Annotated in this window: 26 protein-coding genes; 20 read left to right on the top strand and 6 right to left on the bottom strand. The window is 68.4% G+C overall.

The window, feature by feature from the left end; genetic code table 11:
* Positions 1-80 precede the first annotated feature (80 nt).
* Positions 81-857, bottom strand: coding sequence for a signal peptidase I (gene lepB, locus ACRDPS_RS26385; protein WP_431504639.1), 777 nt, complete (start codon positions 855-857; stop codon positions 81-83).
* A 109-nt stretch (positions 858-966) separates the two neighbouring features.
* Between lepB and ACRDPS_RS26380 the strand changes: the two genes are divergently transcribed.
* From ACRDPS_RS26380 to ACRDPS_RS26370, 3 genes are read left to right on the top strand one after another with little or no spacing between them, the layout of a single operon-like run.
* Complete coding sequence (locus tag ACRDPS_RS26380) at positions 967-2,046, top strand: nitrate- and nitrite sensing domain-containing protein (RefSeq protein WP_431504638.1); 1,080 nt, start codon at positions 967-969, stop codon at positions 2,044-2,046.
* Positions 2,047-2,067: 21 nt separating this feature from the next.
* Complete coding sequence (larE, locus tag ACRDPS_RS26375) at positions 2,068-2,928, top strand: ATP-dependent sacrificial sulfur transferase LarE (RefSeq protein WP_431504637.1); 861 nt, start codon at positions 2,068-2,070, stop codon at positions 2,926-2,928.
* Positions 2,925-3,635: a M50 family metallopeptidase gene (locus ACRDPS_RS26370; RefSeq protein WP_431504636.1), complete on the top strand. Its 711-nt coding sequence runs from the start codon at positions 2,925-2,927 to the stop codon at positions 3,633-3,635. The genes larE and ACRDPS_RS26370 overlap by 4 nt, the downstream gene beginning before the upstream one ends.
* A 19-nt stretch (positions 3,636-3,654) precedes the next feature.
* On the opposite strand, the gene ACRDPS_RS26365 is transcribed toward ACRDPS_RS26370, so the two are convergent.
* Positions 3,655-4,053, bottom strand: coding sequence for a cold-shock protein (locus ACRDPS_RS26365; RefSeq protein ID WP_431504635.1), 399 nt, complete (start codon positions 4,051-4,053; stop codon positions 3,655-3,657).
* A gap of 506 nt (positions 4,054-4,559) precedes the next feature.
* On the opposite strand from ACRDPS_RS26365, the gene ACRDPS_RS26360 reads away from it, so the two are divergent.
* The 5 genes from ACRDPS_RS26360 to ACRDPS_RS26340 all read left to right on the top strand — a co-directional run bounded on the left by ACRDPS_RS26360 (position 4,560) and on the right by ACRDPS_RS26340 (position 10,291).
* Complete coding sequence (locus ACRDPS_RS26360) at positions 4,560-7,853, top strand: nitrate- and nitrite sensing domain-containing protein (RefSeq protein WP_431504634.1); 3,294 nt, start codon at positions 4,560-4,562, stop codon at positions 7,851-7,853.
* Positions 7,850-8,245 (top strand): roadblock/LC7 domain-containing protein, encoded by a 396-nt coding sequence (locus ACRDPS_RS26355; protein WP_431504633.1) that lies wholly within the window; start codon positions 7,850-7,852, stop codon positions 8,243-8,245. The genes ACRDPS_RS26360 and ACRDPS_RS26355 overlap by 4 nt, the downstream gene beginning before the upstream one ends.
* Before the next feature lie 27 nt (positions 8,246-8,272).
* The gene (locus ACRDPS_RS26350; RefSeq protein ID WP_431504632.1) at positions 8,273-8,623 is read left to right on the top strand and encodes a DUF742 domain-containing protein; all 351 of its coding nucleotides are present in this window, start codon (positions 8,273-8,275) and stop codon (positions 8,621-8,623) included.
* A gap of 40 nt (positions 8,624-8,663) precedes the next feature.
* Entirely contained in the window at positions 8,664-9,215 is a 552-nt protein-coding gene (locus ACRDPS_RS26345; protein ID WP_084101379.1) for a GTP-binding protein, read from the top strand.
* A gap of 281 nt (positions 9,216-9,496) precedes the next feature.
* Entirely contained in the window at positions 9,497-10,291 is a 795-nt protein-coding gene (locus ACRDPS_RS26340; RefSeq protein WP_431504640.1) for a DUF3027 domain-containing protein, read from the top strand.
* An 82-nt stretch (positions 10,292-10,373) separates the two neighbouring features.
* Here ACRDPS_RS26340 and ACRDPS_RS26335 read toward each other — a convergent pair whose 3' ends face one another.
* Positions 10,374-10,763, bottom strand: a complete 390-nt coding sequence (locus ACRDPS_RS26335; protein WP_431504631.1) for a DUF2530 domain-containing protein — start codon at positions 10,761-10,763, stop codon at positions 10,374-10,376.
* Between the two features lie 125 nt (positions 10,764-10,888).
* Between ACRDPS_RS26335 and ACRDPS_RS26330 the strand changes: the two genes are divergently transcribed.
* The 9 genes from ACRDPS_RS26330 (at position 10,889) to ACRDPS_RS26290 (ending at position 19,026) form a co-directional block, all read left to right on the top strand.
* Positions 10,889-11,038: a DUF1059 domain-containing protein gene (locus ACRDPS_RS26330; RefSeq protein ID WP_431504630.1), complete on the top strand. Its 150-nt coding sequence runs from the start codon at positions 10,889-10,891 to the stop codon at positions 11,036-11,038.
* Between the two features lie 107 nt (positions 11,039-11,145).
* The gene (locus ACRDPS_RS26325) at positions 11,146-11,607 is read left to right on the top strand and encodes a MarR family winged helix-turn-helix transcriptional regulator (protein WP_431504629.1); all 462 of its coding nucleotides are present in this window, start codon (positions 11,146-11,148) and stop codon (positions 11,605-11,607) included.
* Positions 11,604-12,854, top strand: coding sequence for an MFS transporter (locus ACRDPS_RS26320; protein WP_431504628.1), 1,251 nt, complete (start codon positions 11,604-11,606; stop codon positions 12,852-12,854). Before ACRDPS_RS26325 ends, ACRDPS_RS26320 begins: the two co-directional genes overlap by 4 nt.
* Before the next feature lie 263 nt (positions 12,855-13,117).
* Positions 13,118-13,489: a 30S ribosomal protein S12 gene (gene rpsL / locus ACRDPS_RS26315; protein ID WP_091052356.1), complete on the top strand. Its 372-nt coding sequence runs from the start codon at positions 13,118-13,120 to the stop codon at positions 13,487-13,489.
* Position 13,490: 1 nt separating this feature from the next.
* On the top strand, positions 13,491-13,961 hold the full coding sequence (gene rpsG / locus ACRDPS_RS26310; RefSeq protein WP_431504627.1) for a 30S ribosomal protein S7: 471 nt from the start codon (positions 13,491-13,493) through the stop codon (positions 13,959-13,961).
* Between the two features lie 83 nt (positions 13,962-14,044).
* Entirely contained in the window at positions 14,045-16,159 is a 2,115-nt protein-coding gene (fusA, locus tag ACRDPS_RS26305) for an elongation factor G (RefSeq protein ID WP_431504626.1), read from the top strand.
* An 84-nt stretch (positions 16,160-16,243) separates the two neighbouring features.
* A complete protein-coding gene (tuf, locus tag ACRDPS_RS26300; RefSeq protein WP_431504625.1) occupies positions 16,244-17,437 on the top strand; it encodes an elongation factor Tu in 1,194 nt (397 codons plus the stop codon).
* Positions 17,438-17,598: 161 nt separating this feature from the next.
* Positions 17,599-18,342 carry a tRNA (guanosine(46)-N7)-methyltransferase TrmB gene (trmB, locus tag ACRDPS_RS26295; RefSeq protein ID WP_431504624.1) on the top strand — a complete coding sequence of 248 codons (744 nt, stop codon included), beginning with the start codon at positions 17,599-17,601 and terminating at the stop codon, positions 18,340-18,342.
* A gap of 57 nt (positions 18,343-18,399) precedes the next feature.
* Positions 18,400-19,026, top strand: a complete 627-nt coding sequence (locus tag ACRDPS_RS26290; protein ID WP_431504623.1) for a hypothetical protein — start codon at positions 18,400-18,402, stop codon at positions 19,024-19,026.
* On the opposite strand, the gene ACRDPS_RS26285 is transcribed toward ACRDPS_RS26290, so the two are convergent.
* On the bottom strand, positions 19,013-19,852 hold the full coding sequence (locus tag ACRDPS_RS26285) for an RDD family protein (protein ID WP_431504622.1): 840 nt from the start codon (positions 19,850-19,852) through the stop codon (positions 19,013-19,015). The genes ACRDPS_RS26290 and ACRDPS_RS26285 overlap by 14 nt on opposite strands.
* 23 nt (positions 19,853-19,875) lie before the next feature.
* Here ACRDPS_RS26285 and ACRDPS_RS26280 point away from each other — a divergent pair, with 23 nt between their 5' ends.
* From ACRDPS_RS26280 to ACRDPS_RS26270, 3 genes are all read left to right on the top strand, one after another.
* Positions 19,876-20,871: a stage II sporulation protein M gene (locus ACRDPS_RS26280; RefSeq protein ID WP_431504621.1), complete on the top strand. Its 996-nt coding sequence runs from the start codon at positions 19,876-19,878 to the stop codon at positions 20,869-20,871.
* A 15-nt stretch (positions 20,872-20,886) separates the two neighbouring features.
* Positions 20,887-21,285 carry a hypothetical protein gene (locus tag ACRDPS_RS26275; RefSeq protein WP_431504620.1) on the top strand — a complete coding sequence of 133 codons (399 nt, stop codon included), beginning with the start codon at positions 20,887-20,889 and terminating at the stop codon, positions 21,283-21,285.
* 328 nt (positions 21,286-21,613) lie between these two features.
* Entirely contained in the window at positions 21,614-22,396 is a 783-nt protein-coding gene (locus ACRDPS_RS26270; RefSeq protein ID WP_431504619.1) for a class I SAM-dependent methyltransferase, read from the top strand.
* Here the strand turns inward: ACRDPS_RS26270 and ACRDPS_RS26265 are convergent.
* Together ACRDPS_RS26265 and ACRDPS_RS26260 are read right to left on the bottom strand one after the other, a co-directional pair.
* Complete coding sequence (locus tag ACRDPS_RS26265) at positions 22,387-23,718, bottom strand: DUF58 domain-containing protein (protein ID WP_431504618.1); 1,332 nt, start codon at positions 23,716-23,718, stop codon at positions 22,387-22,389. The two genes, ACRDPS_RS26270 and ACRDPS_RS26265, sit on opposite strands and share 10 nt — an antisense overlap.
* A 190-nt stretch (positions 23,719-23,908) precedes the next feature.
* Positions 23,909-24,118 (bottom strand): AAA family ATPase (locus tag ACRDPS_RS26260; RefSeq protein ID WP_431504617.1); only part of this gene is annotated, 210 nt, incomplete at its 5' end.

The raw sequence follows: 24,118 nt of genomic DNA, 5'->3' as shown, positions 1-24,118 counted from the left end.
CGAGAAGTCACTTCTGCAGGTCGAGACGTCACTGGGGTGACTTCTCGACCTGCAGAAGTGACTTCTCGGCGCGAAGGGGCTCAGTCGACGGTGGCGAAGGTCTCGGGGCGATGCTCGAGGCCGAAGCGGTCGGTGGGCCAGAAGACGGCAGCGACGCGACCGACGACGTCGGAGACGGGTACGAAGGCGCTCGAGCAGGTCTCGCGAATCGCCGGGTCGCTCGACTCCTGGCGCTCGGGGCTGCACAGGTGGAAGGAGGAGTCGGCCGAGTTGGCGCGGTTGTCGCCCATCACGAAGAGCCGGCCCTCGGGGACGACGGCCTTCCAACCGCGACAGCCACCCCGGACGTACGCGCCGTTGTCCTGCGCCATCGGCCCGTCGCAGTGATCGGTCGGGGCGATGAACGAGGACTCGTCGAGAGGGGTGCCGTTGATCAGGAGGCGACCGTTCTCGCAGCATTCCACGGTGTCACCGGCGACGCCGATGACCCGCTTCACCAGGTGATCGCCGGTGGGGTAGAGCCCGATCTTCGCGAGCGCCGCTCGAAACCCCGTCGGCGCGGGTGCGATCTGGTTGGCGGAGAGCCAGTCGCCGGGGTCGGCGAAGACGACCACATCGCCACGTTCGGGCGTGCCGTCGAACCAGTAGGAGGGCTTCTCCACGAGTACCCGGTCGTTGACCTCGAGACCGGGCTGCATCGACTCCGAGGGGATGTAGAACGCCTGGACCAGGAAGGTCTTGATGACGACCGCGAGCAGCACCGCGGTCACCGCGATGATCACGATCTCGGCGAGCGACCTGAGAAATCCTCGTGACCCCTGGCTCGACGCCGCCGGTTCCTGGAACATGCCCCCCATGCACCCGGACCCTACCTGCGGGTGCCTGGAAATCAGGTCCGCACTCGGCGCCCAGCGGCTAGGTTGAGGCCGCTCGGGATGGCCGATGACGTGACGACAAGAGAGACCGATGACCCAGACCGCCGTACAACCGTCCCCGTCCCGCGCCCGGAAGCGCCCGTCGGGGATCTGGCTCGCCCTCGCCCTGGTCGTCCTCGTCACGGTCGCGGTGGCGATCTTCGGCGCGAACGGCATCTCGCGCGCCCTCGCCGCCGAGCGCGATGCCCGTCAGGCCGAGGCCGTCGCGGAGATGCTGCCGGAGGCGTACGACGCGGCCGTCTGTCTCGCGTCCGAGCGCGACGCGTTGGCGGCCGGTGTGCCGGACGTGGTGATGCGGCCTCTGGCGGCTCGTACGGACCTGGCGATCAAGGAGTGGGACGCCAAGGCCGCGTCGATCGACACCGGTGGTGACCAGGAGCTCGAGGCCCAGGTCGCCGAGGTCCAGAGGTCGCTGGACGGCCTGGCAGACCTGCGGCCGCAGATGCGGGAGCCGGACACGCGAGCCGAGGCCATGCTCGGCTATGCCGACCTGACGAGCGGCCTGTTCGGGCTGACGGCGCGGGTGCCGTCGCTCAGCGACGAGGCCGCCGCCGCGAAGGCCGAGGCGCTCGGCAGTCTGCAACCGACCTGGGAAGCGCTCGGCCAGGAGCGAGGTCTCATGCTCACGCTCCTGACCGAGAAGATCTCCGCGGACGCCATGGGCACGACGCCGAGGTCCGGCGCGAAGGAGGTCGCCGCGCTGGCCGAGGCCGAGGCCAGCTGGCGGGAGTCGATCGGCGACTTCTACGCGAAGACCTCCGACCGGCAGCGCCTCGCGCTCGACGAGCTGACCGACGAGACCGCGGAGGACGGAGCGGTGGGCGTGCTTGCTCAGCACGAGGTCCGCGAGGTCGTGCGCGGCGGAGTCGACAAGATCACGATGACCCCGGAGGCGTACGTCTCTTCGTCGGGCCAGCTCATCGAAGGACTCCAGCGGATCTCCGTCGATGCCGCCGAGGAGGTGTCCGACGATGCGACGCAGGACCGCCAGGACGCGAGCTCCGTCGCGTTGCTGATCACCGTCGGTGTCGTCTGCGTCGTCGGGTTGCTTCTGGTGATCGCTCTGGTCCTGCTCGTGCTCGGCGTGGTGTTGAGCCGCCGCCGGGCGTGAGTGCCCCGATACGCTCGACGCGTGCCCCCCGAACTCGCCGCCCGGCTCGAGGCTCTCGAGCACGATCTCAAGGCCCGGGGGAGCGTGCTGGTCGCCTACTCCGGCGGTGCCGACAGCGCGTTCCTGCTCGCGGCCGCCACCAGGGCCCTGACCAGCGACAACGTCGCCGCCGCGACCGGATATTCACACAGCCTCCCGATGGCGGAGAGGGACCCGGCCGCTGAGTTCGCACGGAGCCTCGGCGTACGCCTCATCACGCCGACGACCCATGAGATGGAGCGGGAGGGCTACCGTGCCAACGGCACCGACCGCTGTTTCTTCTGCAAGGCCGAGCTGCTCGACACGCTCCTCCCGCTGGCCCGCGATCTCGGCCTCGAGCACATCGCCACCGGCACCAACGCCGACGACGCGATCGAAGGCCTTGGCGGCCTGCGCCCCGGCATCCGCGCGGCCGCCGAGCGTGGCGCGATCACCCCGCTCAAGGACGCCGGCCTGACCAAGGCCCAGATCCGGGAGGCCTCTCGCGACTGGGGCCTGCCGACCTGGGACAAGCCGGCCGCGGCCTGCCTCTCCAGCCGGATCGCCTACGGCCTCGAGGTCACTCCGCGGCGCCTCGCGCGCGTGGAGCGTGCGGAGCAGGACGTACGCAGCCTCCTGGCCGGCCACGGACACGATGCCGCCAGGCTGGACCTGCGCGTGCGCGACCACGGGGAAAGGGCCACCGTGGAGCTGTCGGCTAGCCTCCTGCCTCTCGACCCCCACCACGCCGACGAGGTGCTCAAGACCGTGACCGACGCAGGATTCACCGCCGCGGTGATCGACCCACGGGGCTTCCGCTCCGGATCCATGAACGAGCCGCGATCGCGTGAGGCGGCACGGTGAGGGAATTCTGGGACACGATCACCGCGACCCAGACCGTCCCCGAGGCACCGTGGCTGATCGGTGCCGGGCTCGTCGCCCTGGCGATGGTCGTGTGGCGTACGTCCTGGCGCACCGTACGTCTCGGCGTCACCGTCGTCCACGAGGCCGGCCACGCGGTCGTGGCGGTCCTGGTGGGCAGGCGCCTGTCCGGGATCAAGCTCCACTCCGACACCTCGGGGGTCACCCTCTCGCGCGGCAAGCCGAGCGGACCGGGGATGGTGGCCATGCTCGCCGCCGGCTACCTCGCCCCGGCCCTGCTCGGACTGCTCTCCGCCACGATGCTCGCCGCCGGTCACGCCCTGGGGCTGCTGTGGCTCCTGGTGGCGGCGATGCTGCTGCTTCTGCTGTGGGTCCGCAACGGCTACGGACTCGTCGTCCTGCTGGTGCTGGGCGCGGCGCTCGGCGCGATCAGCTGGTACGGCGACGATCGCGTCCAGACCGTCGCCGCCACCCTGGTCACCTGGCTGCTCCTGCTGGCTTCGCCGAGGCCGCTCCTGGAACTCCTCGGCCGCGGCGCCCGCGGGCGCCGCGGCTCGGATCCCGACCAGCTCGCCGGGTTGACCGGCATCCCGTCGGTGATGTGGATCCTCGGGCTGCTGGTGGTCAACCTCGCCGGTCTCGTGGTCGGCGTGACCACCCTCGTGCCGACGCTGGCCGACCTGGTCTGAGCACGCGATCGACAGAGATCTACAGCTCGAACTCGTCGGCGATCTGGCGCAGCGCGGGGGAGACCTTCTGGCCCAGCTCGCGGGTGGGCGGGCGGCCCTGGGCGTAGCCCTCGCGGATGTCCTCGAGGAGCTTGATGACGTTCTCGACGATCAGCTCCATCTCCTCGGGGTTGCGACGCTTGGCGGCGCGCTGACGGCCGGCGACGGACGGTGTGCGCTCCAGAACGGTCACCGAGAGCGCCTGCTCACCGCGACGCCCCTGGGCGATGCCGAACTCCACCCGGGTCCCGGCCTTCAGGGTCTTGGCAACACCCTCAGGAAGCGCGTCGGCGTGGACGTACACGTCCGGACCGTCGTCCTGCGACAGAAACCCGAAGCCCTTCGCGGCGTCGAACCACTTGACCTTGCCAGTAGGCACGGCAGCTTGCCCCTTCCTCGCGCATCAGCGCACCAAGACGTACGTCGGCCGGCGACTGTGACGGCCGACGCCGGAGAGCCTAGTCCCCGGCGCACAGGAGCGCGCGAGGTATTCCCTCTCTCGGACCACCGCCCGAGGAGTGACCCCGAGGAGTCGCCCCGAGGAGTGGCCCCGAGCCGCCCGAGGGCTGGTCGCTTCGATCGGCGTGCAGGTCGCGACCTATACTCCGTCTACCCCTCCATGGATTTGCAAATGATTTCGCACACCATTGGTAATCGAGACCAGTTATGACGTAAGTTTACGTCGCCAAAGACTGCAGACAGGCACGCCCGGGTGCCAGCAGACTTCGCGGCGGGGGAATGGGGTGCGAGCCACAGACGGCGCGTACCTTGCTCGGGAATGATGTGACATGGCCACGAGAGGGAGTAATGGCCGAGCCATACGCAAGCTCAACCCACCGTCCGGAACGAAAGCCCTGGCAGGGAATTCGAGCACGCCTGATCTTTGTGCTGCTCATCCCTACCATCGCGGCGATGGTGTTCGGCGGGCTGAGCATTTCGCGCGCCCTCACAGCCCAGGCGGAAGCACGCCAGGCCGAGACGGTCGCAAAGGCACTGCCTGACACCTACAACCTGGCGATCAACGTCCTGTTCGAGCGTGACGGTGCGCTCGCGGGTGTTCCCGAGGTCGTGATGCGGCCGCTGCAGCAGACCACCGACGAGTCCATCGAGGCCTGGAGCGCGAAGGCGAAGGAGATCGACGCCGGCGACGACAAGGAGCTCGAGGACAGCATCGTCGAGATCCAGCAGGCGCTCAACGGCATCGACGACCTGCGTGCGCAGATCCAGGAGAAGGACACCGCGGTGGAGGCCCAGCTGGCCTACACGACCGTGATGAACAACCTCTTCGGCATCTCCGCGCAGATGCCGACCCTGGAGGACGACGAGGTCTTCTCCAAGATCTCCGCGATCAGCAACGTGCGACCCGCCTCGGAGGCCATGGGCACCGAGCGCGTGATCATGATGAGGGCGCTCGGCGAGAAGGCGGCGCGCGAGAAGAACGGGGAGGTCAACCCCGACGTCCTCAGCGACGAGCAGTTCGCCGAGCTCGCCCGCGCCGAGGCCAAGTGGCGGCTGTCCACGGCGGACTACTACGTGAAGACGTCCGACCAGATCCGCCAGCAGCTCGACGAGCTGACCAACGACACCACCGACCAGGGTTCTGTGGGGGCTCCCGCCCACCGGGTCGTCAACCAGGTGATCTCCAGCGGCAGCATGGACCGGATCAAGATGTCCCCGGACCAGTACACCGGCGCCAGCACGGAGTTCATCCGTGGTCTGCAGAAGATGATCGTCGCCACCGCGCAGGAGATCAGCGACGACGTCGAGCAGATCAAGGACGACGCGACCCGCGACGCCATCATCATCGGTGTCCTCGTCCTCGGTGTCCTCATCTTCGCCCTGGCGGTCGGCCTGATCGCGGCCCGCTCGATCCTGTCGCCGCTGAGCCAGCTGCGTCGTCTGGCCTACAACCTGGCCAACCACGATCTGCCTGAGCGAGTGGCCTACATGAACCAGGCCGAAGGCCCGGTGGATTCCCATGTGGAACCGCTGGACATCGCACGCCGAGACGAGATCGGCGACGTCGCGGACGCGTTCGACGCGGTCCACGTCGAGGCGGTCCGGCTGGCGGGCGAGCAGGCAGAGCTTCGTACGAACGTCGACAAGATGTTCATGAACCTCTCCCGTCGTTCGCAGAGCCTCGTCGAGCGCCAGCTCCAGCTCATCGACCAGCTCGAGGCCAACGAGCAGGACCCCGACGACCTCGCGAACCTGTTCCGCCTCGACCACCTCGCGACCCGGATGCGCCGCAACGACGAGTCCCTCCTCGTTCTCGCCGGTGGCGAGATCGGCCACGCGGCTCGTGGCCCGGTCCCGGTCCTCGACGTGCTGCGCGCCGCGGCCTCCGAGATCGAGCAGTTCGCCCGGGTCGACATCGACTCCGAGGAGAACGCGGAGTTCGAGGGCGCGATCGCTGGTGACCTCGTGCACCTGCTCGCGGAGATGATCGAGAACGCGACCAACTTCTCCCCGCCCGACACCGCGGTCACGATCCGCACCTTCCGCGCCGGCCCTGCCGCGCCGCTGCTGGTGGAGATCGAGGACCTCGGCATCGGCATGACGCCGGAGGAGCTCGACGCGGCCAACATGAAGCTGCGCCGTGCCACCGGCCTCGACGCCGACGTCGCCCGGATGATGGGTCTCGTCGTGGTCGCGCGCCTCGCGGCGCGCCACGGCCTCTACATCGAGCTCGTGCCCAACCGCCCTCGCGGCGTGGTCGCGCGGGTCGAGATGCCGGTCACCACGATCGTCGGCGCTCACGCCGAGGCTCCGTCCGGCCAGCAGCAGGGCTACGACGCGTACGCCTTCCAGGGCGGCTACGGGCAGCAGCCCGGCGGCTACCCGGGCACCGGCGAGCTTCCCTACGAGATGCAGTACGGGATGCCCGCCTACGACGCCCAGCCGTACGCCGGCGGCAACCCGTACGACGTGCCCGTCGGTGCGCTCCCCGCACCGGAGGCACCGATGGCCTCAGCGGCGGCGCCGGCACTGCCGAGCCGTACGCCGGGCGCCTCCAACCACCCCGGCAATGTGGGCAACGGACCTTCGCCCTTCGCGCAGCAGGGCGCGAACGGCCACTCGGGTCAGCACAACGGCTTCGGCCAGACCGGCCCGCAGACCGGCCAGCAGCCTGCCTACGGTGGTGCCGTACCGCCGATGCCGGGCGACCCGGGCTACGAGTCTCCGGCCGCGCGCACGGGCAGCTTCCCGGCGCAGCCGCAGCAGTTCAGCGGCGGCCAGCCGCAGTTCGGCGGCGACCCGTTCGGGAACCAGCCTCAGGCACCGCAGCAGCCGGCACAGTCCAGCGGGCAGCAGCAGAACTTCCTGTCCAACATGCTGCCGGTGCGCAAGGCCGAGGACCTGGCCGCGCGCTTCCCCGACGGCCGCTTCGACCCCAGCGGCGAGACCGGCGAGCTGCCGCGTCGCGACGCGGGGATGCAGGGCGGCAGCCCGTTCGGCACCGACACCGGCTCGTTCCGGACCTTCGAGCGGCCCAATGAGCGCACCGTGCCGCGTACGCCGCCTCCGGGTTTCGGTCCGGACGACGACCCGTTCGGTCCCGCTGGTGACGCGATCGCGCCCGGCCCGATGGCGCCGGAGCCGACCAACTCGCCGAACCCGCTCGACTCGACCACCGAGGTCCCGATCCTCGAGGACGACGAGAGTGGCTCGATCTTCGACGACCTTCAGTCCGAGTGGTTCACCCGTCGTCGCCCGCTCGGTGCGCGCCGGGCGATGGAGGCCAAGGGCGACCCGCTGAGCGATCCGCTCGAGGGGCCGTCGGCGAAGGCCACCAACGGAGTCCAGGCCGACAACCCGGGCCCCGCGCCCGCCACCCCGGACGCACCCGTCGACGAGCCGGCCGGTCAGGAAGACGAGCCGACCACGCCGGCGACCTGGGCCTCACCCGGCGACGAGGGCTGGCGCCGGGCTCAAGAGCTGGAGCAGCTGCAGGAGCAGGACCCCGCAACGATCACCCAGGGTGGTCTTCCGGTTCGTGTCCCGGGTCAGAACCTGATCCCGGGCGCGGCCCCATCGGTCACACCACCGACGTCAGGTCCGCGTAACATGGACGCGCGCCGGACCCGTGGCATGTCCAGCTTCCAAAAGGGCGTCAGCCGCGCCCGCAACAACCCCGCTGATGCGGAAAGCAACCCCGAAGGTGAGGAGCAGCAGTGACAACGGCCCCCGCAGGACTGGACTGGCTTGTCGACAGCCTGACCCAGCGCACCCCTGACATCGCCCACGCGATCTTGGTGTCGGCTGATGGCATGCCGATGGCCAGCTCCGTCGACTTTCCCCCGGACCGGGCCGACCAGCTCTCGGCGATCGCCTCCGGTCTCACCAGTCTTACCCAGGGAGCGGCTCGGTGCTTCGCTGCGGGTAATGTCCAGCAGATGGTCATCGAGATGGACGGTGGCTATCTGGTCCTCATGGCGGTTGGTGAGGGTTCCAGCCTCGCTGCCCTCGCCGCCCCCGACTGCGATCTGGGACAGGTTGGCTACCAGATGCAGCTGTTGATCTCGCGTGTTGCCACCGCCCTCACCCCCGATGCCAGAACCGGCGCCTGATCGTGCCCCGACCCTAGGACCGAGATCGTGAGCAACCACGCCTCCGAACCGCCGCCGCTGGTCAGGCCGTACGCCCTGACCCGTGGCCGCACTCAACCCAAGCGCGTCTTCCCGATGGAAGCGCTGGTGATCACCGACCGCTACGTGATCGACGGCTACGTCCGCTCGCCAGAGGAGCGGTCGATCGCCGAGCTGTGCCGTGAGAGCCGCTCCGTCGCTGAGGTTGCGGCGCTCATCCGGGTGCCTCTTGGCGTCGCCCGAGTCCTGATCGGTGACCTTGCGGAGCGCGGCGTGGTGCAGGTGCACGCCAGCAAGGTCCCGGACGCCCCGGACACCGCTCTTCTCGAGCGCGTGCTGTCCGGCCTGAGGAAGCTTTGACAGGAGTAATGCAGTGACTTCCGACTCCAAGCAGGCGACAATGTCTGCGAAGATCGTCATCGCCGGCGGGTTCGGTGTTGGTAAGACGACCTTCGTCGGCTCCGTCTCGGAGATCGTCCCCCTGACGACCGAGGCCGTGATGACGCAGGCCACCGCCGGCGTCGACGACCTCTCCGCCGTGCCCAACAAGAAGACGACGACCGTCGCTATGGACTTCGGTCGAGTCTCCCTCGACTCCGACCTGATCCTCTACCTCTTCGGTACGCCGGGACAGAACCGCTTCTGGTTCATGTGGGACGACCTGACCCAGGGCGCCATCGGCGCCGTGGTGCTCATCGACACCCGCCGTCTCGCCGACTCCTTCGGTGCGATCGACTACTTCGAGTCCCGCAACGTGCCGTTCGTGGTGGCTCACAACGTCTTCGGCGCCAACCAGGCCTACAAGCCGGAGCAGATCCGCGAGGCCCTGGCCCTGCGCCCGGACATCCCGATCGTCACCTGCGACGCCCGGGACCGCCAGTCGACGAAGGCGACGCTGATCTCGCTCGTCGAGTACGTCCTCTCCATGGTCTCCACCCGCGCGCTGCAGTAGTCAAGCGACTCGGGCTCGCGACGAAGGAGCGAGACCGAACGGAGACGAGATCGAGCGAGCGGCGCGGCTGAGCCTGCGAAGCCGCGTTCGCGTGTCGAGATCCAGTCGTAACAGCCAACACCCGCCTGAGCTCCTGCTCCAGGCGGGTGTTGGTCTCTTCAAGGTGGCCGTAACTGTGCAGTAGCGGCGTACGTCTGCGAGGATCACGCACTGTGCGGAAGTTCAGGTTGTGGTGGCGCAAGGTGACCCCGAAGTGGAACCTGAGACGCCTGTGGGCGAGGATGTGGACCGTGATCACGACCCCGTACGCCGATGCGACGGCCGTCGCTGCCGTCGACGAGGCCCGCGCCGCGCTCCTGTCCGACGTGCCTGCTGCTGACGTCGGAGACCACCTCGGCCATGTGGTCGAGGACGGTGCCGGTCCGGGCGTCGTGACCCACCTGTTCGCCTGTGCCCGCAAGGGCTACGTCGGCTGGCACTGGTCGGTCACGGTCGTTCTCGTCCCCGCCCTCGGTGGTGGTGCCCCGGTGACGGTCGACGAGATCGTCCTCGTCCCGGGCGACGCTGCGATCGTCGCGCCCGCCTGGGTGCCCTACCGCGAGCGGATCAAGCCCGGCGACCTCTCGCCCGGCGACCTGCTCCCGGTCGAGGACGATGACGCGCGGTTGGTGCCGACGTACGCCTTCGGCGACGACCCGCTCGACGCCGACGAGAAGGCGCAGGTCCGCCAGGTCGCCAACGATCTCGGTCTCGGCCGTGTCCGCACGCTGTCGACCTCAGGCTTCGATGCCGCCGCCGAGCGTTGGTACTCCGGCGAGGGCGGCCCCGACGCCCCGCTCGCACAGGCGGCGCCCGACCAGTGCCACAGCTGTGGCTTCATGGTCCGGCTGACCGGTCACCTCGCCTCGAGCTTCGGCGTCTGCGCCAACGGAAACGCCAACGACGACGGCAAGGTGGTCAGCCTCAACCACGGGTGCGGTGCGCACTCGGAGGTGCGGCTGGCGAAGAAGCACGAGCCGCAGCCGCTGCCGGAGCCGGTCTTCGACACCCTCAGCGTCGACGTAGACGCGTTCTGAGCCCCAAGAAACCCACGCCGAGCCGGCTCGTTCTGACGAGCCGACTCGGCGTGGTTTGGTGTCAGGATGAGCCGACTCGGCGTTACTGGCGCAACCGGCGGGCCTTGCGCCGCCGAGTGAGCTCGATGCCGATCGCGCCGATGCCGAAGGCCGCGAGGCAGGTCCAGATCCACCAGGTCCAGCCGCGGTCGTTGAGCAGCCCCCAGAACGGGAGCAGCGCGACGAACCCGACCAGCCATCCCAGCGTGGAGAGCTCGAAGGCGCGGACGCCGTCCTCGTCGACGAGCTCGATCTTCGGCTCCGGTCGGGCCGCGACAGCCTCCTCGGACGGCGCTTCCTGATAGCCGTAGTCCTGCGGGTAGCCCTCGGCATAGTCCGCGTCATAGCCGGTCGAGCCGTCGTCCGGGTATGCGTCGTACGGCTGCTCCGGGTAGGTGCCGGGGTAGTTCTCGTCGCCGTACTGGTCGCTCATGGGACCCAATGTAGGCGAGGAGCAAGGTGCGCGGCACGTGTGGGCCGTGGAGATGGATCTTGCGCGGGCGATAGTCTGGGGAGGCCGAGAACCTTCGGCACCGCCCGAGACCTGGAGGTCCCCTGATGGCTTCGCTTCGCTGCCCCTGTGGCACCAACTTCCGCACGGAGACCGACGACGAGCTGGTCGAGAAGGTGCAGGAGCACCTCGCGGAGGCTCACCCCGGTCGCACCTACACCCGCGACGACATCCTGATGCTCGCCGCGATGTCCTGACCGGCACCGTTCCGCCGAAGCCCGCCGAAGCCCGTCCTCCCGGCCTGAAGCACGCGAGGATAGTTAGCGGGAATAATTAGCGACGGTAAGCAGTTATGCTTACCGTCATGCCTACCGCTCAGTCCGTTCCCGCGCCCGACGCGACCTCCGACATCCCCGAGGTCGCGTCGGTGCTGCGTACCTCCGTCATGCGGATGCGCCGCCGCCTGGCCAACGAACGCCACCCCGACAACGACCTCTCGCTGGGATCGATGGCCGTGCTGGGGGCCCTGTTCGCCAACGACGAGATGACCCTCGGCGCCCTCGCCGGGCGCGAGCGGGTCCAGCCGCCGAGCATGACCCGGATGGTCAACTTCCTCGAGGACGGCGGCTACGTCGTGCGCCGTCAGGGCGACACCGACCGCCGCCAGGTGCTGGTCTCGATCACCGAGAAGGGCCGCGCGACCGTACGCAAGGACCGGCTCAGCCGGGACGCCTGGCTCGCCCAGCAGCTTGTCGACCTCGACGCAGAAGAGCTCGCCGCCATCCGTACAGCCGCCACGATCATGGAGAGAATAGCCACCAGTTGAGCCCCACGTTCCGTTCCCTGCGCAGTCACAACTACCGCCTCTATCTGGCCGGCAGTGTCGTCTCCAACGTCGGCACCTGGATGCAACGCATCGCCCAGGACTGGCTGGTCCTGAGCCTGGGTGGCGGGGGAGCGGCGCTCGGCATCACCACGGGCCTGCAGTTCCTGCCCATCCTCCTGCTCAGTCCGTACGCAGGGGTCCTGGCCGACCGCTTCCCCAAGCGGCGCCTTCTGCAGGTCGCCCAGGGCTGGATGGCCCTGATGTCGCTGCTGCTCGGGGTGCTGGCGGTGAGCGGGCACGCCGAGGTGTGGATGGTCTACGTGATCGCACTCCTCTTCGGCACCGGCGCGGCCTTCGATGGACCCGGCCGGCAGTCGTTCGTCTCGGAGATGGTCCATCCCGACGACCTCACCAACGCGGTCGGTCTCAACTCGGCCTCGTTCAACCTCGCCCGCCTGATCGGACCGGCCGTGGCCGGACTCCTGATCGGCTGGCTGGGCGGCGGGCCGCAGGCGACCGGCTGGGTGATCCTGATCAACGCGGTCTCCTACCTCGCCGTGATCGGTCAGCTGCAGCGGATGAACACCGCCGAGCTGCACTCGCCCGAGCCGGTCGCCAGGCGGCCCGGGATGCTGCGTGAAGGCGTCGCCTACATCCGTACGCAGCCCAAGATGCTGATGGTGCTCGTCATCGTCTTCTTCGCCGGCACCTTCGGGATGAACTTCCCGATCACCTCGGCCCTGATGGCGACCGAGGAGTTCGGCAAGGGCGCCAGCGAGTTCGGCCTGCTCGGCACGGTCCTGGCCATCGGGTCGCTCTCCGGCGCGCTGCTCGGCGCCCGGCGCACCCGGATCCCGCTCAGGCTGATCGTGCTGGCGGCGACCGGCTTCGGCCTGATGCTCATCGTGTCCGGGCTCATGCCGACGTACGCCCTCTTCGCCCTGGCCGGCCCGGTCCTCGGCTTCTGCACGATCACCACCCTCAACACCTGCAACGCCACCATGCAGACCGAGGCCGCCCCTGCGTTCCGGGGCCGGGTGATGGCGATCTACATGACGGTCGTGATGGGTGGAACCCCTCTGGGCGCCCCGCTCATCGGACTGGTCGGCGAGCACTTCGGCCCCCGCGCGACCCTGTACGCCAGTGGCGGCATGGTCCTGCTCGGTACACTTGCCGCCGTGCTGCTCTTGGCTTGGCTCCGTGGCGGCATCCGTTCCGTTTTGACCCCTTCTCAAGCCGCCGGGTAGCCTCTGAAGCGTGTCTGGGACAACCAGGCCGTTGCGCGTGCCCGGAGCAAGTTCGGGAAAGGGTCTCGGACCCGGGCTCGGCGCCCTCAGGTTGGGGATTTCGGTTCGCAAGATCCGTCCTCATGTTGTTGAGGTATGGGCGACACGCCCGACCTCGGGGGCGAGGCGGCACCAGTTGGTTTCGCACCACCTGGACTACAACAAAGGATCCGTCGTGGCAGAGCGCCGCGTCGTGAGAGCAGAAAAGAAGGGGAACCACCGAGGTGCCCACCATTAACCAGCTGGTCCGAAAGGGCCGCGAGGACAAGGCGACGAAGTCGAAGACGCCTGCCCTCAAGGGATCGCCGCAGCGCCGTGGCGTCTGCACGCGCGTCTACACCACCACCCCGAAGAAGCCGAACTCCGCCCTCCGGAAGGTCGCCCGCGTGCGCCTCTCCTCCGGCGTCGAGGTCACCGCTTACATCCCGGGTGTGGGTCACAACCTTCAGGAGCACTCCATCGTGCTCGTCCGCGGCGGTCGTGTGAAGGACCTTCCCGGCGTTCGCTACAAGATCATTCGCGGCACCCTTGACACGCAGGGTGTCAAGAACCGCAAGCAGGCACGGTCGCGCTACGGCGCGAAGAAGGAGAAGTGAGATGCCTCGTAAGGGTCCCGCTCCCAAGCGTCCGCTCGTCGTCGACCCCGTCTTCGGTTCCCAGCTGGTCACCCAGCTGGTGAGCAAGGTCCTTCAGGACGGCAAGAAGCAGGTTGCGCAGCGCATCGTCTACACCGCCCTCGAGGGTTGCCGTGAGAAGACCGGCACCGACCCCGTGGTCACGCTCAAGCGTGCGATGGACAACGTGAAGCCGGCCCTGGAGGTCAAGTCCCGCCGTGTCGGTGGCGCCACCTACCAGGTCCCGATCGAGGTCAAGGGCACGCGTGGCACCACGCTCGCGCTGCGCTGGCTCGTCGGCTACGCCCAGGACCGTCGTGAGAAGACGATGGCCGAGCGCCTGATGAACGAGATCCTCGACGCGAGCAACGGCCTCGGTGCCGCTGTGAAGAAGCGCGAGGACACTCACAAGATGGCCGAGTCCAACAAGGCCTTCGCGCACTACCGCTGGTGACGTAAGGCGGGGCGCCTGCAACACAACGCGGGCGCCTCGCCCCTCCAGACCGAAGACAATCTCTTTAAGGAACGCTGAAGACAGTGGCCGTCGACATCACCACGGACCTCAATGTGGTCCGCAACATCGGCATCATGGCGCACATCGATGCCGGTAAGACCACCACCACCGAGCGCATCCTGTTCTACACCGGTATCTCGTACAAGATCGGTGAGGTCCACGACGGCGCTGCCACGATGGACTGGATGGAGCAGGAGCAGGAGCGCGGCATCACGATCACGTCCGCCGCGACGACCTGCTGGTGGAATGACCACCAGATCAACATCATCGACACCCCCGGGCACGTCGACTTCACCGTCGAGGTCGAGCGCTCGCTGCGCGTCCTCGACGGCGCCGTCGCCGTCTTCGACGGTGTGGCCGGTGTCGAGCCGCAGTCGCAGACCGTGTGGCGTCAGGCGAACAAGTACGCCGTCCCGCGGATGTGCTTCGTCAACAAGCTCGACCGCACGGGCGCCGACTTCTACATGGTCGTCGACTCCATCGTCGAGAAGCTGCACGCCACCCCGCTGGTGCTGCAGCTGCCGATCGGTGCCGAGTCCGACTTCATCGGTGTCGTCGACCTGGTCGAGATGAACGCCAAGGTCTGGCGCGGTGAGACCGCGATGGGTGAGGACTACGTGGTCGAGGAGATCCCGGCCGACCTCGCCGAGAAGGCCGCGGAATACCGCGAGAAGCTGGTCGAGACCCTCGCCGAGGCCGACGACGACGTCATGGAGGTCTACCTCGAGGAGGGCGACGTCTTCGACGTGCCCACCCTGAAGGCCGCCATCCGTCGCGCGACCCTGGCCGACAAGCTCAACCCGATCCTGACCGGCACCGCGTTCAAGAACAAGGGCGTTCAGCCCCTGCTCGACGCGGTCGTCGACTACCTGCCCTCGCCCCTTGACGTCGAGTCGATCATCGGCCACGACGTGAAGAACGAGGAGATCGAGGTCGTCAGGCAGCCGTCCGAGGAGGAGCCGTTCTCCGGCCTGGTCTTCAAGATCGCCTCCGACCCGCACCTGGGCAAGCTCTTCTACCTGCGTGTCTACTCCGGCAAGGTCGAGGCGGGCGCGACGGTCGTCAACCCGATCAACGGCCGCAAGGAGCGGATCGGCAAGATCTACCAGATGCACTCCAACAAGCGCGAGGAGATCGCGTCCGTGGGTGCCGGTCAGATCGTCGCGGTCATGGGGCTCAAGGAGTCGAAGACCGGTCACACCCTGTGTGACCCGGCCCACCCGGTCGTCCTCGAGTCGATGACCTTCCCGGCTCCGGTGATCGAGGTCGCCATCGAGCCGAAGACCAAGAGCGACCAGCAGAAGCTCGGCACCGCGATCCAGCGCCTGACCGAGGAGGACCCGACCTTCACGGTCAAGTCCGACGAGCAGACCGGCCAGACGATCATCGCCGGTATGGGCGAGCTCCACCTGGAGGTCTTCGTCGACCGGATGAAGCGCGAGTTCAAGGTCGAGGCGACCGTCGGTAAGCCGCAGGTCGCTTACCGCGAGACCATCCGCCGCAAGGTGGACGGCCACTCCTACACCCACAAGAAGCAGACCGGTGGTTCGGGTCAGTTCGCGAAGGTCGTCATCTCGATCGAGCCGAACACCGACCCCGAGACCGGTCTGGGTGTGGGCTACGAGTTCGTCAACAACGTCACCGGTGGTCGCGTGCCGAAGGAGTACATCCCCTCGGTCGACCAGGGTGCGCAGGACGCCTTGGAGTTCGGTATCCTCGCCGGCTTCCCCATGGTTGATGTGAAGGTCTCGCTCGAGGACGGCGCCTACCACGACGTCGACTCCTCCGAGCTTGCCTTCAAGATCGCCGGCAACCAGGCCTTCAAGGAGGCCGCCCGCATGGCAAAGGCCGTTCTGCTGGAGCCGATGTTCGCCGTTGAGGTCACCACCCCGGACACGTTCCTGGGCACCGTGATCGGCGACATCAACTCCCGCCGCGGTCAGGTGTCCTCGCAGGAGGAGCGTCACGGCGACATGGTCGTCAACGCGCTCGTCCCGCTTTCCGAGATGTTCGGGTACGTCGGTGACCTCCGGTCGAAGACCAGCGGTCAGGCGTCGTACTCGATGGAGTTCGACTCGTACGCCGAGGTTCCCACGAACGTCGCCGACGAGATCATCAAGAAGGCCCGTGGCGAGTGACCTTCGGGTCGCCCGTCCAGGGACTTCGGCAGTTGCACCACTTAGTACGAGTCAGTAAGAAAATCACACCAGGAGGAGCCCACAGTGGCTAAGGCGAAGTTCGAGCGGAACAAGCCGCACGTCAACATCGGTACCATCGGTCACATCGACCACGGTAAGACCACCCTTACCGCGGCGATCTCGAAGGTGCTGCACACGAAGTACCCGGACCTGAACCCGGAGTTCGCGTTCGAGGACATCGACAAGGCCCCCGAGGAGCGCCAGCGCGGGATCACGATCTCGATCGCGCACATCGAGTACCAGACCGAGGGTCGTCACTACGCTCACGTTGACTGCCCCGGTCACGCGGACTACATCAAGAACATGATCACCGGTGCCGCGCAGATGGACGGCGCGATCCTGGTGGTTGCCGCCACCGACGGCCCGATGCCGCAGACCAAGGAGCACGTGCTCCTGGCCCGCCAGGTCGGCGTGCCGTCGATCGTCGTCGCGCTCAACAAGTGCGACATGGTCGACGACGAGGAGCTCATCGAGCTCGTCGAGATGGAGGTGCGCGAGCTCCTCAGCGAGTACGAGTTCCCGGGTGACGACATCCCGGTCGTGCGCGTTGCCGCCTTCCCCGCCCTGCAGGGCGAGGAGAAGTGGATGGACTCCGTCGGCGAGCTCATGCAGGCCGTCGACGACTACATCCCTACCCCGGCTCGCGAGACCGAGAAGCCCTTCCTGATGCCCGTCGAGGACGTCTTCACGATCACCGGTCGTGGCACCGTCATCACCGGTCGTATCGAGCGCGGCATCGTCAAGGTCGGCGAGGAGGTCGAGATCATCGGCATCCGCGACGTCGCCCAGAAGTCGACCGTCACCGGCGTCGAGATGTTCCGCAAGCTGCTCGACGAGGGCCAGGCCGGTGAGAACGTCGGTCTGCTGCTTCGTGGCACCAAGCGCGAGGACATCGAGCGCGGCATGGTTGTCATCAAGCCGGGCACCACCACCCCGCACACCAACTTCGAGGGCTCTGTCTACATCCTCTCGAAGGAGGAGGGTGGCCGTCACACGCCGTTCTTCAACAACTACCGTCCCCAGTTCTACTTCCGTACCACGGACGTGACTGGCGTCGTGACCCTCCCCGAGGGCACCGAGATGGTCATGCCGGGTGACAACACCGAGATGTCGGTCGAGCTCATCCAGCCCATCGCGATGGACGAGGGTCTGAAGTTCGCTATCCGTGAGGGCGGTCGCACCGTCGGCGCGGGTCGCGTGACGAAGATCACCAAGTGATCGTCTGATCCAAAGTGAAAGGTCCCCGGAGCCGCTAGGCGAAGGGGGCCTTTCGCTTTGGTCATACGCTCGAGCAAGCGCTGACTCGGCGCAAACGGACCGGAGCGAAGCGAGGACCGGATTGCGCCGCGTCGGCGCGCCACGAGACCAAGGCAAGAACAATGACAGACCCAAGCAAAGACGTACGCCCCGCAAGACCCCACCAGAAGCTGCTCGACGACGGTCGCACGGTGCGAGAGGTCCTCACCTACGCCCGCCGCGGAAACCGGCTGGACGCCAAGCAGCAGGTCGCCTGGGACAAGTTCGCCGCTGAATGGGTGATCCCGGACGAGGCGGTCGACGAGGCGGACTTCTCGCTCGAGAGCTGGTTCGAGACCCGAGAAAACGGGGAGAGCGCACCTCTGATCGTCGACATCGGCGGGGGCGTGGGGGAGGCGACAGCCGTGCTCGCGGCGGCCCGGCCTGCGTACGACATCCTGGGCCTGGAGGTCTGGCGGCCCGGCGTCGCGGAGAGCCTCGCCCGGTTGAGCGCCGCGGGGGCGAGCAACGTGCGGTTCTGCAGCGTCGACGCGCTCTGGACGCTCGAGAACCTCGTCGCGCCGGGTTCGGTCAGCGAGGTGTGGACCTTCTTCCCCGACCCGTGGCACAAGACCCGCCACCACAAGCGGCGCCTGGTGAGCCCGGCCAACGCCCGGATGATCGCCGAGCGGCTGAAGCCCGGCGGAGTCTGGAGGCTCGCGACCGACTGGGCCGAGTATGCCGAGCAGATGATCGAGGTCCTCGACGCCGAGCCGCTGCTGACCGGCGGGGTCGTCGACCGCTGGGATGAGCGTCCGGTGACCAAGTTCGAGCGCAAGGGGCTGGCCAAGGACAGGGTCATCACCGACCTGCTCTACCGGCGTTGACCCGAACTGCCCGTGTCGTCACTGATCTGTTGGCCGCGAGCCGTCAGGATCAATGGCATGAAGCTGTACGCCGACCTCCCCTCGCGCCGCGCTGCCCAGCTGTTCGCCGACCTGCTGACGGTGGCGTGGATCATCGGATGGGTCCTCCTCGGCAGGCTCGTCCACGAGATGGTCTCCGCGCTCGCGGTGCCCGGGGAGAAGATGGGCGCCGCCGGCACCTCGCTCTCCGAGAAGCTGCTCGAGGCGGCCGGGAAGGTCGATGACCTGCCGTTGATCGACGACGGGGTCTCGGCTCCGTTCGAGGGTGCCTCGAGGGCCGCGGACCAGCTCGCGGCGGCGGGCGATGCGCAGGTCGACGCCGTGGGCACCATCGCGATCGGGCTCGCGGTCGCCGTCGTGCTCGTCCCGGTGCTGATGTGGCTGATGGTCTACGTCCCGCTGCGGTGGCGCTTCATCCGCACCGCCACCTCGACCCAGCGGTTCCTGGAGGCAGGCACCGGGGCCGATCTCGTGGCGCTGCGGGCGATGTCCGCCCAGCCGCTGCACAAGCTGGCCAGGATCAGCAACGACCCGGTCAAGGCCTGGCGCGACGGTGACGCCGACGTGGTGGCGAAGCTGGCCGAGCTCGAGCTGAACGCGGCCGGGCTGAGCGCGAAGCGCTTGAAGTCGGTCAGCGCGAGGTGAGCCGGGCCCTGAGGTTCGCGTCGCGGGCCAGTCGTGTCGCATCGCGATCGCGCCGGGTGGCGAGCACCGCGGCCAGGTAGGCCTCGGGCGGGGTTCCCGCGGGCGGCCCGGGGGCGACGTACGTCTGCATGTTGGTCGCCAGGCGCTCGGCAAGCGCGGCGCGGCGGACCGGGTCGGTGTAGGTGCCGACCTCGCCGGAGAGGAACCGCCGCACCGCCAGGCTCAGGCCGACCGGGATCGTGGTGACGTCGGCGCGGGCGGCCCAGGCGGCCAGCCCTGGCGGCATCTGGATCGGGACCGGCGTGCGCAGCGGAACCCGCACCCGGATCACGTACGTCCCGGCGGCGATGTCGCCGAGACGCTTGCCGCGCGGGTGGATCATCGCGGTGAGGAAGGCGACCGCGCCGCCCGTCGCGTAGATCTCGACGTAACCCACCAGCGCCCGTACGAACGCGTGATGGAAGCTGATCGCGCCGCCGTCGTCGCGGACGGTGCGTAAGCCCAGGGCGAGCCTGCCGAGCGATCGTCCGCGGGTGAGTGTCTCGACGGTCGTCGGAACGACGAGGAACACCGTGGCGGTCGCGGCGATGTAGGCGGCCCAGGCGAGCGCCTCGTCGGACTCGGGCGCGGCCGTCAGGAAGACGAGCAGCGTCACGACCAGCAGTATCACCACCACGACGACGTCGATGAGGCCAGACAGCAGCCGCATCCCCAGGCCGGCCGCGGGAAGGTCGAGCGCGACCGCGTCTCCGGTGACCAGATCGTCCTCGGTGAGCAGTGCTCGTTCTTGGGGGCGTCGCTCGGGCGATTGCGGCGCGAGGGTCATGGCCGTCAGCGTACGCTGCGGGCGTGGATCTCGACGCGTATCTGGCCTCGACGGCGGCCGACAGGACCAGGCTCGAGGAGCTGCTGGCCGAGGGCAGGCTGAGCGGCGCCCAGTCCGACGAGCTGGTCGAGCTCTACCAGCGGGTGAGCACCCAGCTCTCGGTCGTACGCAGCAACGCTCCCGACCCGACGGTCGTCCAGCACCTCTCGGTGCTGCTGGCCGCCGCCCGCAACCGCACCACCGGCACCCGCACGAGCACCTGGACCGGCTTCGTCCGCTTCTTCACCCACCGGTTCCCGGCGGCGCTCTATCGGCTGCGCTGGTGGTGGCTGGGGATGCTGGCGGCCAACGTGATCATCACCGCGGTGATGATCTGGTGGCTGCTGCGGCACCCGGAGGTCGAGCAGTCGATGCTCGGGCCGGACCAGGTCAGGCAGCTGGTCGAGCACGACATCGAGGGCTACTACAGCGAGCACGCGGCCTCGAGCTTCGCCACCCAGGTCTGGGTCAACAACGTGTGGGTCTCGTTCCTCTGCATCGCCTTGGGCGTGCTCGGGCTGCCGGTCGTGTTCTCGATGTTCCAGAACATCTCCAACCTCGCGATCCTCGGCACCCTGATGCACCGACACGATCGAGGCGAACTCTTCTGGGGTCTGATCCTGCCCCACGGCCTGCTCGAGCTGACCGCCGTCTTCGTCGCCGGCGCCGTCGGTCTGCGGCTCTTCTGGTCCTGGATCGATCCCGGTGGTCTGACCCGTGGTCAGTCGATGGCCCGCGAGGGTCGCACCGCCGCCGGCATCGCGCTCGGCCTCATCGTCGTGCTCCTCGTCTCCGGCATCATCGAAGCCTTCGTCACCCCCTCGCCCCTGCCCACCTGGGCCCGAGTCGGCATCGGCATCCTCGCCGAGCTCGCCTTCTTCGCGTACGTCTTCATCGTCGGTCGCGCCGCCGCCTCCCGCGGCGAGACCGGCGACATCGACGAGCGCCTGCTCGAGGACCGCGTCGCCACCCAGGCGTAGAGGTACGCTCGATTCGTGACCATCCCGGCCTCAGACCAGGGCGATCCAGTCGTCGTAGTGGACGCGTGGGACGGCCCAGTCACGTTCAGGATCAAGGCGAGCAGCATCAACAGGCCGCTGGCCGTGCCCGAACGGTTGTGGCGAATCGATCCCGCCGTGACGACTTCTGTCGTGAGATTGCCGCGTCATGTCTTCTGGTCGCCGGCAGGAACCAGGTTCGATCTAGCCGATTACCGCGCTCGTCGGTTGGTCTATTCGACCGTCATGCTCGAGGGGCGTCCGGAGGACGTCGTCGAGTACGTTGACGGTGGACTCTTGGATGAGATGTGGGATGACGAGCTCTGGCCGAGGGACATCGGCGACTTGTGGCAGCCGGCGGTCGACGCTTTTCGGGACGGCCGCGCTCAGATCTGACTGAGGCCTTGAGGCGTATGGGTAGTGTTCCGCAAGGCTTGGGGAGGGAACTGTTGGCATGGTGGCGGAGATCCAGAGTGTCGTTGTCTACCTTGTCCCCGACTCCGACATCCACTCAGCGATTGCTGACCAGTTCGATCTTCGCCTGCTCGACTGACATGCCGGTACGCGTTAGCGTTGGGCCCACGACGGGACGCAGCTAGGGTTCCGGTGCCATGAGCATGCTGGTCCGAGCGCTGCGACCCTTCACCGCGATCGGTGAAGGGCATCTGACGGGACAAAAGCCTGGTTGAGTGAAGTCGCTACCTGATCACGTCCAGGAGCGCTCATGTCCAAGACCGACTACGACGGCCCCATCCACCACGACTATGCCCGCGGGCGAGCTCTGAAGGCGGAGCAGTACGCGGCCTGGGCCGATGCCTTCGCTCAGCACCTGCCTCGGCGCAGGCCGCTGGACGGTCTCGATCTCGGATCGGGCACCGGGCGGTTCTCGCCGCTGCTCGCCGATACGTTCGGGCCGGTCGTCGGGGTCGAGCCCTCGGCAGGGATGCGGGAGACGGCCGAACGGTCGTCGGCACACGAGGACGTCCGTTACGTGCCCGGGTGTGCTGAGGAGATCCCGCTCGAGGACGACTCGGTCGACTACTGCCTGATGTTCCTTGCCTGGCATCACGTTGCGGATCCGGAGAGAGGCGCCGCGGAGATCGCGCGGGTGCTCCGGCCCGGCGGCGTACTCCTGTGCCGGGCACAGTTCAGTGACCTGATGCCTGACCTGTGGTGGCTGCGGCACTTTCCTCACGGCGACGAGGTGGATGCGGCGATGTATCGCCCCCTCTCCGAGGAGATCGACATCTTCTCCGGGTCCGGGCTCGTGCCGTCTCCTGGGCTCGTCCGGGTGGAGATGCCGCCCGTGGAGACCAAGGGTGACGTGTTCGAACGGCTGCGGCTGCGTACGCTCTCGACCCTCGTTCGGATGCCCGAGGAGGACTTCGCGGCCGGGATCGCAGCACTCGAGGTCGAGGTCGCGAAGGAGCCGGAAGCGATCGTGCCGCCGGAGACGATCACGCTGTTGGTGATGTCCAAGCCCGAGGAGACCAGCGCTCAGAGCTGACCGGTGGCCTTGAGATGCAGGTAGTGGTCGGCGAGGGCTGGGGGGAGCGACTCGGCGTCGGCGTCGACGATGTCGACGCCGAGGGTGCGGAGCATGGCGGCGGTGTGCTCGCGGCGACGGAGGGTCTGCTCGGCGGCGGCAGCGGCGTAGACGTCGTCGAGGGTGTCGCGGGAGGCGGCGGTGGCCTCGAGCTCTGGGTCCCTGACCGAGGCGAGGACGACTCGATGGTGCTGGGTCAGGACCGGTAGGACGGGGAGGAGCGACTCCTCGATCGCGTGCGGGTCGAGGGGCGTCAGCAGGATCACGAGCGCGCGGTGGCGCCCGAGGCCGGCGACCGCACCGGCAAGGTTGGACCAGTCGGCCTCGGCGATCACCGGTTCGAGGTCGGCCATCGTCTCCTGCAGACGCTGGGTGACGTCACGCTGCCCGGCCAGGCGCAGTCGGGAGCGCACCCGTCGGTCACCGGCGATGAAGTCGATCCGGTCGCCGGCCCGCGATGCGACGGCGGCGATCAGCAGCCCGGCGTCCATGGCCGAGTCGAGCCTCGGCACCCCGCCGCCGGCTCCCTCGACGCGGGCGGCCGAGGTGCGCGAGGTGTCGAGCACCAGGACCACGCGGCGGTCGCGTTCGGGCTGCCAGGTGCGGACCACTACGGTGCGGGATCGGGCGGTGGTGCGCCAGTCGATGGAGCGTACGTCGTCGCCCCGGACATACTCGCGCAGCGAGTCGAACTCCGTCCCCTGACCGCGCACCCTGACCGCGGCCCGGCCGTCGAGCTCGCGCAGCCGCTGCAGCCGGGACGGAAGATGCTTGCGGGACTCGAAGGCAGGCAGCACCCGCACCGCCCCGTCCACCCGCAGAGTGCGTTGCCGGGCACCCAGACCCAGTGGTCCGTACGCCCGCACCGTCACGCCCAGGGCACGCAGATCTCCGCGGCGGCGCGGCCGGAGCGGCGTACGCAGCCTGGTGCTGTCGCCGCGACCGAGCCGGATCCGGTGGCGGTTGCCGGTGGCCGAAGCGGAGCCCGAGGCGATCGATCCAGCACCTGCCGTGGGCTGCCAGGAGTCGCGCACCAGTGCCCGAACCGGCCTGGCGGGGGAGCGGACGAGCAGTTCGGAGGTCGTCGCCTCACCCAGTCGGAGACCGCCCAGCGGCGTCCGTTGGATCTCCAGGGAGGCCGGCTTCGGCGCCAGGAACACGTCGACGACGACGAGCACGATCACGAGCAGGGCCCAGACCGCAGCCGTGCTCCCCGCCGGCCGCAGGACGATCGGGATGATGCCGGCCAGCATCAGCAGCGGTACGCGCCAGGTGATCGACATCAGCACGACCTCGAGCTCGGGTGATCCGCCGAAGCGTCACCCGTGCAGGCCGAAGCGTCACTTCTGCAGGCCGAAGCGTCAGATGTGCAGGCCGAGATGGCAACGGTGACAACTCGGCCTGCAGAAGTGACTTCTCGGCCTGCGGGGGTGACTTCTCGGCCTGCAGGGGTGACTTCTCGGCTGGGGGTGGTCATCGGGGGACGGGTACGGCGCTGATCGCGGAGGCCAGGACCTGGGAGACCTGGACGCCCTCGAGCTCGGCCTCGGGACGCAGGGCGAGGCGGTGGGCGAGGGTGGCGTGGGCGAGCGACTTCACGTCGTCGGGGGTGACGAAGTCACGCCCGGCCAGCCAGGCCCAGGCCCGGGATGCGCGCAGCAGGGCGGTCGCGCCTCGGGGAGA

It is taken from the genome of Nocardioides sp. (assembly GCF_050699375.1).
In the GTDB taxonomy this organism is placed as follows: domain Bacteria; phylum Actinomycetota; class Actinomycetes; order Propionibacteriales; family Nocardioidaceae; genus Nocardioides.
The sequence above is the reverse complement of the archived record's forward strand: the minus strand, read 5'-3'. Positions and strand labels throughout refer to the sequence as shown.